This window comes from Burkholderia sp. 3C, assembly GCF_054589155.1.
In genome coordinates, this window is sequence record NZ_BAAILN010000107.1 from 1 (window position 1) to 17,543 (window position 17,543).

Sequence of the window (17,543 nt, forward strand, 5' to 3'; positions counted from 1 at the left end):
TGCCCCACCTGTCCGGCCGCCCCAGCTTGCCCCACCTGTCCAGCCACCCCAGCTTGCCCCACCTGTCCGGCCGCCCCCGCTGGCCCCACCCGTCCAGTCGACTGTGCCTGCCCCACTCGTCCGGCCGCCCCTGACGCCACCGCTTGCCCTGCCTGCGCAGGCCGCCGCGCCACCGCCCCCCATGCCGCGCTCGGCGCGATCACGCGCCAGATCCACACCGCGAGCAGCACCGACAGCAGCGCGAACCCGAGCCAGCCGAATTCCGCGCGCCGCCCGGCCAACGCACCGCCGATCAGCCCGGTCACGACGATCCCGCCGCCCGGCCCCGTGAAGATCGCGCCACTCCATTGCGGCGCACCCAGCTCGGTGAGCCGGCGCATGCCCCACTGCGACGCGAACACGAACGTCCACGCGCTGACCACGCCGGCCACGAAGCGCACCGGCAGCCACACCGCGAAGCCGTGCAGCGCGCCCATCGCGGCGGTCAGCGCGATCGTCGCGACCAGGCCGCCGCGCACCATGCGCGCCGCATCGACGCGCAGCGCCGCGCAACTGACCGCCCCGACGAAATAGCCTGCGTAGTTGGCCGAGGCAAGCCAGCCGCCGTGCCGGATGTCGAGCGTGCCGTTGGCCAGCATCAGCGGCAGCAGCGGCGTGAACGCGAAGCGGCCGACGCCGAGCGCCACCGCCAGCGCCGCCGCGCAGGCAAACGCGATCAGGCGCGGATCGGCAAGGCGGCCCGCGTCAGCGCCTGGGCCGAGGGCGGCGGTCGAACGCGGCGCCCCCGCCGACGACACAGACGACGCGGACGATGAAGTGGACGACGACAGGCAGGAAGCGGAACGATTCATTCGGGTCGGATGCGATGTGGCGGCCGCGCGGACGGCGCGACACGGATCGGCCCATCCTAGCTTGACCATTCAATCTCGAAAAATGAATAATCGAGAACCTTTCGTTCTCGTGGAGAGAATCATGGATCTGGCGGCGCTCGCGATCTTCCGCGCGGTGGTGCGCGAAAACGGCGTCACGCGCGCGGCGGCGAAGCTGAACCGCGTGCAGTCGAACGTGACCACCCGCATCCGGCAGCTGGAGGAACAACTCGGCGCGGCGCTGTTCGTGCGCGACGGCCGGCGGCTGGTGCTGACGCCGGCGGGCGAAACACTGCTGCCCTACGCCGAGCGCCTGCTCGCGCTGGCCGACGAGGCGCGCCACGCGGTGCGCGAGGATCGTCCGCATGGGCGGCTGCGGCTCGGCACGATGGAGAGCACGGCCGCGAGCCGGCTGCCGGACGTGCTCGCGCGCTATCACCAGCGCTGGCCCGAGGTCGGGCTCGAACTCGTGACGGGCGTCACGAACTGGCTGATCGAGCGGGTCCGTGCGTTCGAACTCGACGCGGTGCTGGTCGCCACGCCGCCGCAGCCGGACATGCTCGACGCCGCGCTGTTCGAGGCGGTGCCCATTTATCGCGAGCCGCTGGTGCTGATCGCGCCGCGCCATCATCCGCCGGTGGCGACGGCGCGGGACCTGCGCGTGCCGACGCTGGTGTCGTTCGAGCGCGGCTGCGCCTATCGCGGCTACATCGAGCGCTGGTACGCCGCGCAGGCGAGCAAGCCCGCGCGCGTGCTCGAACTGGGTTCGTACCATGCGATCCTCGCCTGCGTCGCGGCCGGCGCCGGCGTCGCGCTGGCGCCGCGCAACGTGCTCGACATGTCGCCCGTCACCGACACGCTGTCGGTGCATCCGGTGGCCGATCTGCAACCGGTCGATACGCTGCTGGTCTGGCGGCGCGGCCATGCTTCGGCGGCGCTGGCCGCGCTGCGCGAGGCGCTCGTCGCGCATGGCGCGGAAGTCGCGCCGACGCGGGCCGTCGATCCGGAACCGGCGGTGGCGTCCCGGCCTCCGGCGAAGGCCCGGCGAGCGCGTACGGCGCAGGTCACCTGAACGGCGGCTGCCCGGCCGCCTCGATCGGCTGGCTCGACTGGCTCGACTGGCTCGACTGGCTCGACTGGCTCGACTGGCTCGACTGGCTCGACTGGCTCGACTGGATCGACTGGATCGACTGGATCGACTGGATCGACTGGATCGGCTGGATCGACTGGATCGACTGGATCGACTGGATCGGCTGGCTCCGCCGGCTCTGCCGGCTCGGCTGGCTTGCAGGGCAGCCCGCATGCACGAGCGAACGCGTTATCGCGTCATCGCGACAGAGCGCGCCGTCGGCCGCCCGGCATCGCCAAGCCGATGGATCGAACCCGGCCGCGCCAGGTCGTACGCGCGGCGCTACACGGCGCGCGCATCGCCGGCGCGCCGTCTCTCATCCCTAGGCGTCGAAACGCACCGTGCAGACCGCCGGCGGCAGCCCCGCCACCGGCGCGCGAAACGCAAACAGGCCGCCGGCCAGCGGCTGCGCCTGCCGCTCGGCCTCGCTCAGGCCCTTGGTCGCCGTGGTCGCGTAGACGGTGCGCAAATCGTCGCCGCCGAACGCGAGCTTGGTGACGTTCGCGCACGGCAACGCGACCTGCCCGAGCAGCCGGCCGTCGGGCGCGTAGCGCTCGATCCGTGCGCCGCCGAACAGCGCGATCCAGACGCCGCCCTCGGCATCCACGGCCATCCCGTCCGGATGGCCGCCGCCCTCGATCCTCGCGAACACGCGGCGCCGCCGCGGCACGCCGTCGTCCCCGAGATCGAACGCGTACACCAGGCGCCGCAGCGTGTCGGTGTGATAGAGCGTGCGGCCGTCGGGGCTCGCGGCGGGGCCGTTGGTGATCACGTAGCCGGCATCGTGCGCGGCCACGCGGCCGTCCTGGCCGACGCGATAGAGCCGCCCGGTCGGCGCGGCCTCGGCGTTGTCCATCGAGCCGAACCACAGGTGGCCGCCCGCATCGACGTAGCCGTCGTTGAGCCGGTTGCCGGGCAGGTCGGTCTCCAGCGGCAGCACGCGCGTGAACCGCCCGTTGCCCGGTTCGAAGCGGAACAGCCCGCCCTGCACGCCGCAGATCAGCGTACCGTCCGCGCACGGCAGCGCGAAGCCGATCTGCCCCGGTGCCTCCCAGCTCTCGCGGGCGCCGCCCGCCGGGTCGTAGCGATAGAGCCGCCGGCCCTTGATGTCGACGAACAGCACGCGGCGCGCGGCGGCGTCCCAGCAGGCGCCCTCGCCGAGCGTGGCCGCCACCGGCCAGACGCAGTCGAGGGCGCCGTCGGGTACGAGGGCCCGCGTCATCCGCCGAACCAGCCGGCGTCGACGAAATATTCTCGCGCGGTGCAGCGCGCGGCGTCGTCGGAGGCGAGGAACAGCGCCATGCGCGCGACGTGCTCGGGCTCGACGCGCTCGTGCAGGCACTGCGAGGCCACCAGCTTCGCCTCGCTCTCGGACGACTGCCACAGCTTCATCTGGCGCGGCGTGCGCACGGCGCCCGGCACGATACAGTTCACGCGGATGCCGAACTCGCCGAGATCGCGCGCGAGCCCGCGCGTCAGGCCCTCGATGCCGGCCTTCGCCGTCATGTAGATGCTGAGGCCCGTCTCGGCGATGTGCCACGAGATCGAGCCGAGGTTCAGGATCACGCCGCGACCGAGCGAGCGCATGCCGGGCAGCACCGCCTGCGCGCAGAAGAACTGGTGGCGCAGGTTCACCTCGATGCGGCTGTCCCAGTAGGCCGCCGTCAGCTCGCCGGGACGATGGCGGTCGTCGTTGGCCGCGTTGTTGACGAGCACCCCCACCGGCCCCGCCTCGGCCGCGATCGCGGCGAACGTCGCGTTCAGCGCGTCGATGTCGCGCAGGTCGCAGTAGTGGAACGCCGGCGGCACGGGTACGCCGCCGAGCGAGGCGACGAGCGCCGCCGATTCGTCGCGCGCGATGTCGATGAAGCTCACGCGCGCGCCCTGCGCGGCGAACGCCGCGACGATCGCCGCGCCGATCCCGGTGCCGCCGCCCGTCACCACGACGTGACGGCCGGCCAGGCTCGGATAGATGGCATAAGTCATGAAAAATCCCGAAAAACCGGTCAGCAGACCATTGAAGAAAGCATCCTCGTCCGGCCGCGCGGCGGCCGGCGTTGCGGGTGTTGTCCGCAGCGCCCGTCAGCGGCGCCCCGCACGCGACACTACGTCGACCCAGACGGCCAGCACCAGAATCCCGCCCTTGACGATCATCTGCCAGTAGGCGTCCACGTCGAGCATCGACATGCCGTTGTCGAGGCTGGCCATCACCAGCGCGCCGATCAGCGCGCCGTGGACGGTGCCCGCGCCGCCGCGCATCGAGGTGCCGCCGATGAAGCAGGCGGCGATCGCGTCGAGCTCGCCCATGTTGCCCGCCGACGGCGAGCCGGCCGCGAGCCGCGCGGTGTTGACGATGCCGCCGAACGCGCACATCAGCCCCATCAGCCCGAAGATCGCCAGCTTCACGCGGTCGGTGTTGATGCCCGACAGGCGCGTGGCCTCCAGGTTCGAGCCGACCGCGTAGATGCGCCGGCCGAACACGGTCTGGGTGGCCACCCACGAGAAGATGCCGAGCAGCGCGAGCACCAGCAGCACCGGCACCGGAATCCCGCCGTAGCTGTCGAGCGTGGCCACGAACGCGGCCACGATCAGCCCGGCCGCGACCAGCTTCGCGATGTCCTGCCAGAGCGGCGCGACCCCGAGTTCGTAGCGGCGCCGCGCGCGCCGCTGGCGCACCGTCACGACCACCAGCAGCGCGACGATCAGCAGCGCGATCGCGTCGCCGATGCGCGGCGGCACGTAGCCCTGGCCGATCAGCACGAAGCCGTCCGAGACCGGCGCGATGGTCGCGCCGTGCGTGATGCCGAGCAGGATGCCGCGATAGGCGAGCATGCCGCCCAGGCCGACGATGAACGACGGCACGCCGCGATAGGTGGACCACCAGCCGTTGAAGAGGCCCACCACCACGCCCAGCGCCATCACCACCGGCACGGTGGCCACGATCGGCCAGCCGAGCACCTGGTCGAGGATCGCCGCCACGCCGCCGAGCAGGCCGAGCAGCGAGCCCACCGACAGGTCGATCTCGCCGGCGATGATCACGAACACCATCCCGCAGGCCAGCATGCCGGTGATCGACATCTGCCGCAGCAGGTTGGAGAGATTGCGCGGCGTGATGAACGCGCCGTGGGTGAGCAGCGAGAACAGCAGCCAGATCGCGGCCACCGCGATCAGCAGCGCCAGGATCTTGTAGCGTGCGAACAGCCGGCGCAGTTGCTGCGCGGTGCCGGTGGCGCCCGCCGGGCGAGCCGCGCGGTCGGCGGCCTGGGTGGTCGTCTCGGGTGTCATGCGATGCCTGCCTCGGGTTGAGTCGTGTCGCGCCGCGCGGGCCGGATCGCCGCGCCCAGCACCTGTTCCTGGGTGAGTCCGTGGTTGGGAAAATCGCCGCGCAACTCGCCGTCGCCGATCACGATCACGCGATCGGCGATGCCGAGCACCTCGGGCAGCTCCGAGGACACCATCACGATCGCCATCCCGCGCTTGGCGAGATCGCCGATCAGCTTGTAGATCTCGTACTTCGCGCCCACGTCCACGCCGCGCGTGGGCTCGTCGAGGATCAGCACGCGCGGCTCGGTGAGCAGCATGCGCGTGAGCACCGCCTTCTGCTGGTTGCCGCCCGACAGGCTCGCGATCGACAGCATCGGGTGCGCGGCGCGCACCGACAGCCGGCGCATCTCCACGCGGATCGTGTCGTGCTCGGCGGCCGCGTCGATCCGGCCGAAGCGCGTGAAGCGCTGCAGCACCGCGAGCGTGATGTTGTGGCCGACGCTCAGTTGCGGAACGATGCCGTGGCGCTTGCGGTCCTCGGGCACCATCGCGATGCCGGCGCGGATCGCGTCGAGCGGCGCGCGAATCCTGAGCGGCGCGCCGTCGAGCAGCACCTGCGCCTCGCTCGCGCCCGGATAGGAGCCGAAGATCGCCTGCATCAGCTCGGTACGCCCCGCGCCCACCAGCCCCGCCACGCCGAGGATCTCGCCGCGCCGCACCGCGAACGAGACATCGTCCACGCGCTTGCGGCGCGGGTTGTTGACGTCGAGGCAGGTCACGTTGCGCGCCTCGAACACGATCTCGCCGACCGGATGCGGCTCGCGCGGAAACAGGTTGGTGATCTCGCGCCCCACCATCTGCGCGATGATGCGTTCGGTCGACATGCCCTGCATCGGCTGCGTCGACACATGCTTGCCGTCGCGGATCACGGTGACCGTGTCGCACACCGCCTGCACCTCGTCGAGCTTGTGCGAAATGTAGACGCAGGCGATCCCGCGCGCCTTCAGGTCGCGAATGATGTCGAGCAGGATGCGCGTCTCGGCGGCCGTCAGCGACGACGACGGCTCGTCGAGGATCAGCAGCTTCGCCTGCTTGTTGAGCGCCTTGGCGATCTCGATCAGCTGCTGGTGGCCGCCGCCGTAGTGCATCACCGGCAGCGCCACGTTGATGCCCTCGATGCCGAGGCCGGTCAGCAGCGCGTCGGCGCGGCGCACCATCGCCGCGTAGTGCATGCGCCCGCCCGGCAGCGTCAGTTCGTTGCCGAGGAACAGGTTCTCCGCCACCGACAGCTCCGGCACCAGCATCAGTTCCTGGTGGATGATGACGATGCCGGCGCGCTCGCTGTCGCGAATGCCGGCGGCCTGCAACGGGCGGCCTTCCCAGCGGATCTCGCCGTCCCAGGTGCCGCTCGGGTAGACGCCCGACAGCACCTTCATCAGCGTGGACTTGCCGGCGCCGTTCTCGCCGCACAGGCCCACGCATTCGCCGGGACGCACCACGAGATCGATGCCGTCGAGCGCCTTCACGCCACCGAAGGTCTTCACGATGCCACGCATCTCCAGCAGGGGTTCCGAGGTGCGGGTTTCCGACATGCGGATGTCCGACATGCGCCGTCCTTGTTCGTGTCCGGGGGTTCGAGGGTTCGGGTGGGCCGGGCTCGCGCCGCCGCGCGCGGCGCGCACCGGGGCGAGCCCGGCGCGTCGCCTCAGTGCGCGCCGATCTGCGCCTGCGTGTAGAAGCCGTCCTTCACCACCACGTCGACGTTGCCCTTGGTCAGCAGCGTCGGTTGCAGCAGCAGCGTGTCGACCTTCTTCCTGCCGTTGTCGTACTGCGCGTTGAAGGCCGGCTTGCCGCCCTTGGCGAGCGTCACGGCGAGCGTGGCCGCCTCGCCCGCGATCAGCTTGAGCGGCTTGTAGACGGTCATGGTCTGGGTGCCGGCCACCAGCCGCTTGACGGCGGCCAGATCCGCGTCCTGCCCCGACACCGGCACCTTGCCGGCCAGATGCTGCGCGGCGAGCGCCTGGATCGCGCCGCCCGCGGTGCCGTCGTTCGAGGCCACCACCGCGTCGATCTGGTTGCCGTTCGCGGTCAGCGCGTTCTCCATGATGCCGAGCGCGGTCGAGGCGCTCCATTCGGGCACCCACTGCGAGCCGACCACCTTGATGTCGCCGCGGTCGATCGCCGGCTGCAGCACCTTCATCTGGCCTTCGCGCAGGATCTTCGCGTTGTTGTCGGTGGGCGCGCCGCCGAGCAGGAAGTAGCGGCCCTTCGGACGCGCGTTGACCACGCCCTGCGCCTGCAGCTCGCCGACCTTCTCGTTGTCGAACGAGATGTAGGCGTCCACGTCGGCGTCGAGGATCAGCCGGTCGTAGGACACCACCTTGATGCCGGCCTTCTTCGCCTCGGCCACCACGTTGGTCAGCGCCTTCGAATTGAACGGCACGATCACGATCACGTCCACGCCGCGCGAGATCAGGTTCTCGATCTGCGAGATCTGGCGCTCCTCGCTCGCGTCGGCCGACTGCACCGACACCTTCGCGCCGAGCTTCTCGGCGGCCGCGACGAAGTAGTCGCGATCGCGCGACCAGCGCTCGACGCGCAGGTCGTCGATGCAGAAGCCGATCTCGGGACGATCCTTGCTCGCGTGGGCGAGCGGCGCCGCGAGCGAGACGCTCGCCAGCACGGAGGCGGCGACCAACGATTTCAGGACGGAACGACGGCGATTCGAGGGCATGTCTCTGTCTCCATTTCGTACTGGTTCTTGTGTGTGGGTCGCGGGACGCCGGTGCCCGATCGGCCGGGCGGCCGGGCGGCCGGGCGGTGATCAGGCACGGCCGGCCCGACGACAAGCGGCATGGTGCATGCGCCGGCCGCCGAGCGGCAATTACGAAATTGCCCAACCGCCTTAACATTTCTTGCCGGCCCGAGGCGATCGCGGCAACGGCGCGGCCGGCAGCCACTAGAATGGGCGGACCGCGACACCCGGGCCGCCTTGGCGCCCGTGATTTCGATATGCGAGAGACGCCCGCCGATCCCTCGCGAGGAGACCGTCCATGCAACGTCCATCCGCCGATCCGCCGCCGTCCGCGCGCGCGCACCGCATCGCGCTGCTGTTCAATGCGAACAAGGTGTACGACCGCGAGGTGATCGCCGGCATCGGCGACTACATGCGCTCGACGCGCGTGACCTGGGACCTGTTCCTCGAGGACGACTTCCGCTGCCGGCTGGCCGGCATCGAGCGCTTCGACGGCGACGGCATCATCGCCGACTTCGACGACCCGGCCGTGGACGCGGCGCTGCGCGGTTGCCCGCTGCCGGTGGTGGCGGTCGGCTCGTCCTACGAGGACGCGACGCACTACCCGGCCGGCCTGCCCTACGTGGCCACCGACAACGGCAAGCTGATCGCGCTCGCCTACACGCACCTGATCGAGGCCGGGCTCGAGCACTTCGCGCTCTACAGCCTGCCGCCCGCCGACGAGAACCGCTGGGCGCAGCAGCGCGAGCTCGTCTACACGCGCCTGCGCCGCCACGATGCGCCGGCGCTGCCGATCGAACACGAAATCTACCGCGGGCTGTCCACCAGCGCGCCCACCTGGCACCAGTCCACCCGGCAACTGATCGACTGGCTGCGCGCGCTGCCCAAGCCGGTCGGCGTGATCGCCGTGACCGACGCGCGCGCGCGGCACCTGCTGCAGGCCTGCGTGTCGGCCGGGCTCGCGGTGCCCGAGGAGATCGCCATCATCGGCATCGACAACGATCCGCTCACGCGCACGCTCTCGCGCATCCCGCTCTCGTCGGTGATCCAGGGCACCGAGGAGATGGGCCGCACCGCCGCCCACCTGCTGCACCAGATGCTCGGCGGCGCACGCTTCGCGGGCCGCCAGATCCTGGTGCCGCCGGTGGGCATCAACGTGCTGGCCTCCACGCGCCACCAGCCGCTCGCGAGCCCCTATGTGATGCGCGCGCGACACTTCATCCGCCAGTACGCGTGCCAGGGCATCCGCACCGAACAGGTGGCCGACTACGTGGGCGTGTCGCGCTCGTCGCTCGAGGAACACTTCCGCCGCGAGCTGCGCTGCACCGTGCATCAGGAAATCCTGCGCCACAAGCTCGACGCGGCCAAGCAGCTGCTCACGCAGCACGAGCTGGCCACCGCCGAGGTGGCGGTGCGCTGCGGCTTCACCTCGACGCAATACATGTACGCGGTGTTCCGGCGCGAACTCGACTGCACGCCGCGCGAATACCAGGAACGCACGCTGTCCGGAGGCCACGCTTGAGCGCAATCCAATCGACGCCGGCCTTCGGGCCGGCCGGCCACAGCGTCTCGTCGCGGCCGTGGGGCCGCCTGCCCGGCGGCGACCTGGTGCGCCTCTTCACGCTGCGCAACGCCCACGGCATGCGCGTGGCGATCAGCGATCTCGGCGCGACGCTGGTGTCGTGGCAGACGCCCGACCGCGGCGGCCGGCTCGGCGAGATCCTGCTCGGCTTCGACGCGCCGGGCGCCTACCTCGATTCGCACGCCTATCTCGGCGCGCTGGTCGGGCGCTGCGCGAACCGCATCGCCGGTGCGCGTTTCACGCTCGACGGCATCGACCACACGCTCGACCGCAACGACGGCGAGCAGTGCCTGCACGGCGGCCTGAACGGCTTTCACCGCGCGCTGTGGGACACCGACATGCTCGACGACGCGCTGGTGATGCGGCTGGTCTCGCCCGAGGGCGACGGCGGCTTTCCCGGCAACGTCGAGGTGCAGGTGCGCTACGCGCTCGACGACGACGGCACGCTGTCGATCGGCTATGAGGCGCGCAGCGACGCGCCCACGCCGCTGCAACTGACGAGCCACCCGTATTTCAACCTGAGCGGGCGCGCGCATGCCGACATCGACGGGCACGTCCTGACGATCGACGCGGATCAGTATCTGGAAGTGGATGCGCGGATGATCCCGACGCGGCTCGCCAGCGTGGCCGGCACCGCGTTCGATTTCCGCCAGAGCGCGCCGCTCGGCGCGCGGCTCGGCTGGCCGCACGCGCAGCTCGCGCTGGCGGGCGGCTTCGATCACTGCTTCGCGCTGCGCGAGGCGCATGTCGGCAGCGGTGGCGTACGCGCCGTGGCGCGCGTCTACGATCCCGGCAGCGGCCGCGAACTGACGGTGCTGACCGACCAGCCGGGGCTGCAGCTTTATACCGGCAACGCGCTGGCGGGCGCGCATGCGCCGCGCAGCGCGCTGTGCCTGGAGGCCGGCGCGTTCCCGAACCAGGTCAATTCGGAGGCGGCCGAGGCGGTGGTGCTGCGCCCGGGCCAGGTGTATCGGCAGGAGACGCGGTATCGCGTGGCGGTGGCGGGCTAGGCGGCGGTGTGCGTGGCTGGCCGCAACGTCCTCGAGCGAGACGACACCGGGAAAGGCGCCACCGGCCACGCCGCCCCGGCCCTGGCGCCCCCGCCCTGCGCCTATCCCACCATCAACGTCTTCGGCTCCAGATAAGCGCCGAGCCCCCACTTGCCCATCTCGCGCCCGAGCCCCGAGTGCTTGAAGCCGCCGAACGGCGCACGCGGCTCGTGGTTCAGCGTGTTGACCAGCACCCGCCCCGCGTCGATCCGCAGCGCGATGCGCTCGCAGCGCTCGCGGTCGCGGCCGAGCACCAGCGCGCTCAGGCCGTAATCGGTGTCGTTGGCGATCGCGATGGCGTCTTCGTCGTCTTCGTAGGCGATGATCGACAGCACCGGCCCGAAGATTTCCTCGCGCGCGATCCGCATGTCGTTGCGTACGCCCGAAAACAGCGTCGGCTTGACGAACCAGCCCGCCGACAGCCCATCCGGCCGCCCCTCGCCACCGGCCAGCAGGCGCGCGCCTTCTTCGGTGCCGAGCCGGATATAGCCCTGCACGCGCTCCCACTGGCGGCGGCTGACCATCGGCCCGATCTCGGTATCGGCCTCGCGCGGATCGCCCGATTTCACGCGCGCCACCGCTTCGGCCGCCACCTGTTCGAACTCGGCGAGCCGCGCGCGCGGCACCAGGATGCGCGTGCCGGCAATGCAGGCCTGGCCGCTGTTCATGAAGCCGGCCTGCAGGACGGTCGGCATGATCGCGTCGAAATCGGCGTCGTCGAGCACCAGCGTCGGCGATTTGCCGCCCAGTTCGAGCGTCACCCGCTTCATCGAGCCGGCGCCCGCTTCGATCAGGCGCCGCCCGACCGCCGACGAACCGGTAAACGAGATCTTCGCCACACGTGGGTCGCGGCTCAACACCTCGCCCACCACCTCGCCGCGCCCGTTCACGACATTGACCACGCCGCGCGGCAGATCGGCCGCATGCAGCGCCTCCAGCACGATCTGCGTCTGCCAGGCGCTCATCTCGCTCGGCTTGATCACGGCCGTGCAGCCGGCCGCCAGCGCGGTGGCAAGCTTGTTGCAGATGAAGCCGGCATTGCTGTTCCACGGCGTGATCAGCGCCGCGACGCCCACCGGCGTCATCACCACGCGCGCCGCGCCGGCCGTCTCCTCGAACGCGAACGCTTCGAGCGCATCGATCGCGGCCTGCACCGTCTGGGCCGGATAGGCCGCCATCCAGCGCGCGCGCGACGACGGCGCGCCGTACTCGGTCACGATCGCCTCCAGCAACGCCGCCTCGCGCGCCGCCACCTGTTCGTGGATGCGGCGCAACGCGGCCAGCCGCTGCGCGCGCGAGGTGCGCGACCAGGCCGGAAACGCGGCGTGGGCCGCCTCGATCGCGCGGTGCGCATCGTGCTCGTCGCCCAGGCGCACCTGCCCGATCGTCTGCCCGGTGGCGGGGTTGGTCAGGTCGAACCATTCCTGCCCGTGCGGCAGGACGAATTCGCCATCGATATAAAGGTGCTCGATCCGTTGCATGTGCGTTCTCCGTGTGAGGGGCCGAGCGGCGCCAGGCGGGCGCCGCTTGCAGGGATGCCAGTCTAGGGAAGCACGACTGTTTCGATAAGACGGCCTATCATGCATGGCTCATCCCGAAAATCAGGACACTCGATGCATCGCACCGGCATGACCGAACTCGAAGTGGTGCTGGCCGTGGCCCGTCACGCCAGCTTTCGCGCGGCGGCGCGCGAGCTGGGCATGTCGAGCACGGCGGTCAGCGCCGCCGTGGCCGGGCTGGAGGCACGGCTGGCGGTGCGCCTGTTCAACCGCTCGACGCGCAGCGTGGCGCTGACCGATGCCGGGCAGCGCTACGTCGAGCGCGTCGGCCCCGCGCTGGCCGAGATCCGGCGCGCCGGCGAGGAAGCCGCCAGCGGCCCGGACACGCCGAGCGGCACGCTGCGCCTGAACGCGCCGCCCGAATCGACCGTGATGCTGGTGCAGCCGTTGCTGAGCGAATACTTGCGGCGTTATCCGGAGGTGCGGGTGGACGTGACCACCGACCTGCGGCTCGTCGATATCGTGGCCGAGGGTTTCGACGCCGGCATCCGGCTCGCCGAATCGGTGCCGCAGGACATGATCGCGGTGCCGCTGACGGGCGACATCCGCATGCTGGTGGTCGGCACGCCCGACTATCTGGCGCGCCACGGCACGCCGCGCGAGCCGGCCGACCTGATCGCGCATCAGCGCATCGCGATGCGCATGGGGCACGGCGGCCTCTACCACTGGGAGCTGGAGCGCGACGGCCGCAAGTTCCAGGTCAACATGCCTACGCGGATGGTGTTCAGCGAGACGCGCGCGATCCGCCAGGCGGTGCTGGCGGGGATGGGGCTCGGTTTCATCTCGGAATGGTTCATCGCCGACGCGCTCGCCAGCGGCGCGCTGGTGCCGGTGCTGGAGGCGTGGTGCCAGCCGTTCGGCGGGCTGCGGCTCTACTACCCCGGCCGGCGCTTCGTGCCGGCCCGCCTGCGCGCGCTGATCGAACTGGTGCAGACGATGCGCGACGAGGGCACGGCCGTGTTTCCCGGCGACTGGATGGCCGGGCCGGGCGGCGCATGACGCGGAGCATGGCGAGCGCATGACGCGACGCACGCAGACGTAAAAAAGCCGCGAACCTCGCGGCTCGCGGCTGGTTCCTGCGGGCGCGACGCGCCGGGTGCGTTACAGCTTCGACGCCACCCAGCCCTGCACGCCGGCCAGCGCGGCCGGCAGGTTGGCCGGCTCGGTGCCCCCCGCCTGCGCCATGTCGGGGCGGCCACCGCCCTTGCCGCCGACCTGCTGCGCGACGAAATTGACCAGTTCGCCCGCCTTGACCTTCTTGCTGGCCTCGGCCGTCACGCCGGCGATCAGGCTGACCTTGCCGCCTTCCACCGCCGCCAGCACCACGGCGGCGTGCTTGAGCTTGTCCTTGAGCTTGTCGACCGTCTCGCGCAGCGTCTTGGAATCGGCGCCGTCGAGCGTGGCGGCCAGCACCAGCACGCCGTTCACGTCCACCGCCTGCTGCGCCAGTTCGTCGCCCTGGCTCGACGCCAGCTTCGACTTCAGCGCGGCCAGTTCCTTTTCGAGCGACTTGACCTGATCTTGCACCTGGCCGATACGCTGCGTCAGCTCGGCCGGCTGGGCCTTGAGCATGGCCGCGGCGGTGTTCAGGCGCGCGTCGAGTTCCTGCACGAAACGCACGGCGTTGTCGCCCGTGATCGCCTCGACGCGGCGGATGCCGGCGGCCACGCCGCCTTCCACCACGATCTTGAAGAAGCCGATGTCGCCGGTACGGCTCACGTGTGTGCCGCCGCACAGCTCGCGCGAGAAGCCGAGATCGAGCACGCGCACTTCGTCGCCGTACTTTTCGCCGAACAGCGCCATCGCGCCGCCCTTGACCGCATCGTCGTACGACATGTTCTGCACCACGCCCGGCGCATTCGCGAGGATTTCGGCGTTGACGATCGCCTCGACCTTGCGGATTTCATCGTCGGACAGCGGCGCGTTGTGCGCGAAGTCGAAGCGGGTCTTGTCGGCGTCGACCAGCGAACCCTTCTGCTGCACGTGGCTGCCGAGCACTTCGCGCAGCGCCTTGTGCATCAGGTGGGTGGCCGAGTGGTTGCGCTCGGTGCGCATGCGGCGTGCGATGTCGATTTCGGCGCGCACCGTATCGCCCACCTTCAGCACGCCCTGCGCCACTTCACCGTGGTGGCCCACCACCTCGGCCTGCACCTTCAGCGTGTCCTCGACGGCGAAGCGCGTGGCCGCATTGGCCAGCACGCCCTGGTCGCCGACCTGGCCGCCCGATTCCGCGTAGAACGGCGTGTGGTCGAGCACCACTACAGCCTGCTCGCCAGCCTTCGCCTCGTTCACCGCGGCGCCGCCCACGTACAGCGCGACGACCTTCGCGTCGTCGAACGCGATCTGCTCGTAGCCGTGGAAGGTGGTCTTGGCGCCCGAGTATTCGAGGCCTTGCGTGGCCTTGAACTTGCCGGCCGCGCGGGCCTGCTCGCGCTGGCGCGTCATCGCATCCTCGAAGGCCGGCTCGTCGACGGTCACTTCGCGCTCGCGGCACACGTCGGCCGTCAGGTCGAGCGGGAAGCCGTAGGTGTCGTGCAGCTTGAACGCCAGTTCGCCGTCGAGCACCTTGCCGCCCTTCGCGTCGAGATCGGCCAGCGCGGCGTCGAGAATCGTCATGCCGTGATCGATGGTTTCGAGGAAGCGTTCTTCTTCCTGGCGCAGCACGTCGGTCACGCGGCCTTCGGCTTCCTTCAGCTCCGGATAGGCGGCGCCCATCTCGGCAACCAGGTCGGCCACCAGCTTGTGGAAGAACGCGCCCTTGCGGCCGAGCTTGTAGCCGTGGCGGATCGCGCGGCGCACGATGCGGCGCAGCACGTAGCCGCGGCCTTCGTTGCCCGGGATCACGCCGTCGACGATCAGGAACGAGCACGCGCGGATGTGATCGGCGATCACCTTCAGCGAATTGTTCGTCAGGTCGCTCACGCCCGTTTCGCGGGAAGCGGCCTTGATCAGGTTCTGGAACAGGTCGATTTCGTAGTTGCTGTGCACGTGCTGCAGCACCGCGGCAATCCGCTCGAGGCCCATGCCGGTGTCGATCGACGGCTTCGGCAGCGGCGTCATGTTGCCCTGCGCGTCGCGGTTGAACTGCATGAACACGAGATTCCAGATCTCGATGTAGCGGTCGCCGTCTTCCTCGGGCGAGCCCGGGGGGCCGCCCCACACATCCGGGCCGTGGTCGTAGAAGATTTCCGAGCACGGGCCGCACGGGCCGGTGTCGCCCATCTGCCAGAAGTTGTCCGACGCGAAGCGCGCGCCCTTGTTGTCGCCGATGCGGATGATGCGCTCGGCCGGCACGCCCACTTCCTTGTTCCAGATGTCGAAGGCTTCGTCATCGTCGTGATAGACGGTGATCCAGAGCTTTTCCTTCGGCAACTGATAGACCGAGGTCAGCAGCTCCCAGCTGTAGTGGATCGCATCCTTCTTGAAGTAATCGCCGAACGAGAAGTTGCCGAGCATCTCGAAGAACGTGTGGTGACGGGCCGTGTAGCCCACGTTTTCGAGGTCGTTGTGCTTGCCGCCCGCGCGCACGCTGCGCTGCGAGGTGGTCGCGCGCGAATACGGGCGCGATTCGGTGCCGAGGAACACGTCCTTGAACTGCACCATGCCCGAGTTGGTGAACAGCAGCGTCGGGTCGTTGCCCGGAACGAGGCTCGACGAACGAACGATCGTGTGGCCCTTCGATTCGAAGAACTTGAGGAATTTCTCGCGGATTTCGGCGGCTTTCATAGCGTGCGGGAACGGACCTGCCAGACAGGCTCTGTGGCTATCGGCGCCGCGCGCCGGGGAAACGGGCGAACGGCGGCTGGTTTCGGAAACCGCTGATTATACGGGATCGCGACCCGAAGGCAGCAGGCCCGCGCCCCTGGCGGCGCGCCGGCACGCCTGCCCGGGCGCGCCGCGAAGCCGCCGCGGTGCATCCCCCCACGCATCCCCCGCGCCGCCGACGCACGATTCGCTTTAAGATGCGACGACCGCCGCCCGGGCCGGCAGCCGCGGGCGCAGCCAGATTCGACAAGGGAGACGAACAGCAGATGGGAGCCTTGAGTCATATCCGCGTGCTCGACCTGAGCCGTGTGCTCGCCGGGCCGTGGTGCGCGCAGACGCTCGCCGATTTCGGCGCCGACGTGATCAAGATCGAGCGCCCCGGCGCCGGCGACGACACCCGCCACTGGGGGCCGCCCTACCACCGCGCGCCCGATGGCAGCGACACGCGCGAGGCCGCCTACTACCTGGCCGCGAACCGCAACAAACGCTCGGTGACGGTCGACATCGCCTCGCCCGAGGGCCAGCGCGTGATCCGCGAGCTGGCCGCGCAAAGCGACGTGATGATCGAGAACTACAAGGCCGGCCAGTTGAAGAAATACGGCCTCGACTACGACGCGCTGCGCGCCGTGAAGCCGGACCTGATCTACTGCTCGGTCACCGGCTTCGGCCAGACCGGCCCCTACGCGCACCGCGCCGGCTACGACTTCATCATCCAGGGCCTCGGCGGCTTCATGAGCATCACCGGCGAGCGCGACGGCGAGCCGGGCGGCGGCCCGCAGAAGGCCGGCGTGGCGATCGCCGACCTGGCCACCGGGCTCTATTCGGCGGTCGCGATCATGGCCGCGCTGACGCACCGCGACCGCACCGGCGAAGGCCAGTACATCGACATGGCGCTGCTCGACGTGCAGGTGGCGCTGCTCGCCAACATGAACACCAACTACCTCGCCAGCGGCCAGCCGCCGACCCGCTGGGGCAACGCCCACCCGAACATCGTGCCGTACCAGACGTTCCAGACGAGCGACGGCTGGATCATCGTGGCGGTGGGCAACGACAGCCAGTTCCGCAAGTTCGTCGAGGCCGGCGGGCGCGGCGAACTGGCCGACGACCCGCGGTTCGCGACCAATCCGTCGCGCGTGCGGCACCGCCCGGTGCTGGTGCCGATCCTCTCGGAGATGACCCGCGAGCGCGGCAAGGACGCGTGGATCGCCGCGCTGGAGGCGGCCGGCGTGCCGTGCGGGCCGATCAACGATCTGGGCGAGGTGTTCGAGAACGAGCAGGTGGTGGCGCGCGGGTTGCAGGTCGAGCTGCCGCATCCGAGCGGCACGCCCGTCAAGCTGGTGCGCAATCCCGTGAAGATGAGCGCAACGCCGCCCGAGGCCCGCAGCGCCCCGCCGCTGCTGGGCGAACACACCGATGAAGTGCTGCGCGAGCTGCTCGGCTACGACGACGCGGCGATCGCCGCATTGCGCGGCAAGGGCGCGCTATGAGGCGGCGAACGCGCCGGCGCGCGGTGCGCGCCGCATAAAAAACGCCGGGGCACGCTGCTCGCGTGTCCCGGCGCCGCGCCGCGG

At 70.4% G+C, this 17,543-nt stretch carries 14 protein-coding genes; 5 read left to right on the plus strand and 9 right to left on the minus strand.

The genetic code is table 11. From position 1 onward, the window contains the following. The coding region (locus ACYP33_RS20720; RefSeq protein WP_459623730.1) for a YbfB/YjiJ family MFS transporter at window positions 1-851 on the minus strand (851 nt) is incomplete at its 3' end. Between the two features lie 121 nt (window positions 852-972). On the opposite strand from ACYP33_RS20720, the gene ACYP33_RS20725 reads away from it, so the two are divergent. Next, window positions 973-1,941: a LysR family transcriptional regulator gene (locus tag ACYP33_RS20725; RefSeq protein WP_459623731.1), complete on the plus strand. Its 969-nt coding sequence runs from the start codon at window positions 973-975 to the stop codon at window positions 1,939-1,941. On the opposite strand, the gene ACYP33_RS20730 is transcribed toward ACYP33_RS20725, so the two are convergent. From ACYP33_RS20730 to xylF, 6 genes are all read right to left on the minus strand, one after another. Further along, window positions 1,934-2,176, minus strand: a complete 243-nt coding sequence (locus tag ACYP33_RS20730; protein ID WP_459623732.1) for a hypothetical protein — start codon at window positions 2,174-2,176, stop codon at window positions 1,934-1,936. The genes ACYP33_RS20725 and ACYP33_RS20730 overlap by 8 nt on opposite strands. Window positions 2,177-2,320: 144 nt before the next feature. After that, a complete protein-coding gene (locus tag ACYP33_RS20735; protein WP_459623733.1) occupies window positions 2,321-3,220 on the minus strand; it encodes an SMP-30/gluconolactonase/LRE family protein in 900 nt (299 codons plus the stop codon). Further along, window positions 3,217-3,984, minus strand: coding sequence for an SDR family NAD(P)-dependent oxidoreductase (locus ACYP33_RS20740; RefSeq protein ID WP_459623734.1), 768 nt, complete (start codon window positions 3,982-3,984; stop codon window positions 3,217-3,219). Before ACYP33_RS20740 ends, ACYP33_RS20735 begins: the two co-directional genes overlap by 4 nt. Window positions 3,985-4,080: 96 nt before the next feature. Further along, window positions 4,081-5,283 carry a sugar ABC transporter permease gene (locus tag ACYP33_RS20745; protein WP_459623735.1) on the minus strand — a complete coding sequence of 401 codons (1,203 nt, stop codon included), beginning with the start codon at window positions 5,281-5,283 and terminating at the stop codon, window positions 4,081-4,083. Continuing rightward, window positions 5,280-6,869, minus strand: a complete 1,590-nt coding sequence (gene xylG / locus ACYP33_RS20750; protein WP_459623736.1) for a D-xylose ABC transporter ATP-binding protein — start codon at window positions 6,867-6,869, stop codon at window positions 5,280-5,282. The genes ACYP33_RS20745 and xylG overlap by 4 nt, the downstream gene beginning before the upstream one ends. A gap of 98 nt (window positions 6,870-6,967) precedes the next feature. After that, entirely contained in the window at window positions 6,968-7,996 is a 1,029-nt protein-coding gene (xylF, locus tag ACYP33_RS20755) for a D-xylose ABC transporter substrate-binding protein (RefSeq protein WP_459623737.1), read from the minus strand. Window positions 7,997-8,315: 319 nt separating this feature from the next. Between xylF and ACYP33_RS20760 the strand changes: the two genes are divergently transcribed. Both ACYP33_RS20760 and ACYP33_RS20765 read left to right on the plus strand, forming a co-directional pair. Continuing rightward, window positions 8,316-9,539, plus strand: coding sequence for a XylR family transcriptional regulator (locus tag ACYP33_RS20760; protein WP_414444880.1), 1,224 nt, complete (start codon window positions 8,316-8,318; stop codon window positions 9,537-9,539). After that, window positions 9,536-10,609 (plus strand): aldose epimerase family protein, encoded by a 1,074-nt coding sequence (locus tag ACYP33_RS20765; RefSeq protein WP_459623738.1) that lies wholly within the window; start codon window positions 9,536-9,538, stop codon window positions 10,607-10,609. The genes ACYP33_RS20760 and ACYP33_RS20765 overlap by 4 nt, the downstream gene beginning before the upstream one ends. A 101-nt stretch (window positions 10,610-10,710) precedes the next feature. On the opposite strand, the gene ACYP33_RS20770 is transcribed toward ACYP33_RS20765, so the two are convergent. Beyond that, entirely contained in the window at window positions 10,711-12,129 is a 1,419-nt protein-coding gene (locus ACYP33_RS20770) for an aldehyde dehydrogenase family protein (protein ID WP_459623739.1), read from the minus strand. Window positions 12,130-12,261: 132 nt separating this feature from the next. Between ACYP33_RS20770 and ACYP33_RS20775 the strand changes: the two genes are divergently transcribed. Then, complete coding sequence (locus ACYP33_RS20775; protein WP_459623740.1) at window positions 12,262-13,206, plus strand: LysR family transcriptional regulator; 945 nt, start codon at window positions 12,262-12,264, stop codon at window positions 13,204-13,206. A gap of 102 nt (window positions 13,207-13,308) precedes the next feature. Here ACYP33_RS20775 and alaS read toward each other — a convergent pair whose 3' ends face one another. Then, window positions 13,309-15,933 carry an alanine--tRNA ligase gene (gene alaS, locus ACYP33_RS20780; protein WP_459623741.1) on the minus strand — a complete coding sequence of 875 codons (2,625 nt, stop codon included), beginning with the start codon at window positions 15,931-15,933 and terminating at the stop codon, window positions 13,309-13,311. Window positions 15,934-16,238: 305 nt separating this feature from the next. Here alaS and ACYP33_RS20785 point away from each other — a divergent pair, with 305 nt between their 5' ends. Continuing rightward, on the plus strand, window positions 16,239-17,459 hold the full coding sequence (locus tag ACYP33_RS20785; RefSeq protein WP_459623742.1) for a CaiB/BaiF CoA transferase family protein: 1,221 nt from the start codon (window positions 16,239-16,241) through the stop codon (window positions 17,457-17,459). Window positions 17,460-17,543 lie beyond the last annotated feature (84 nt).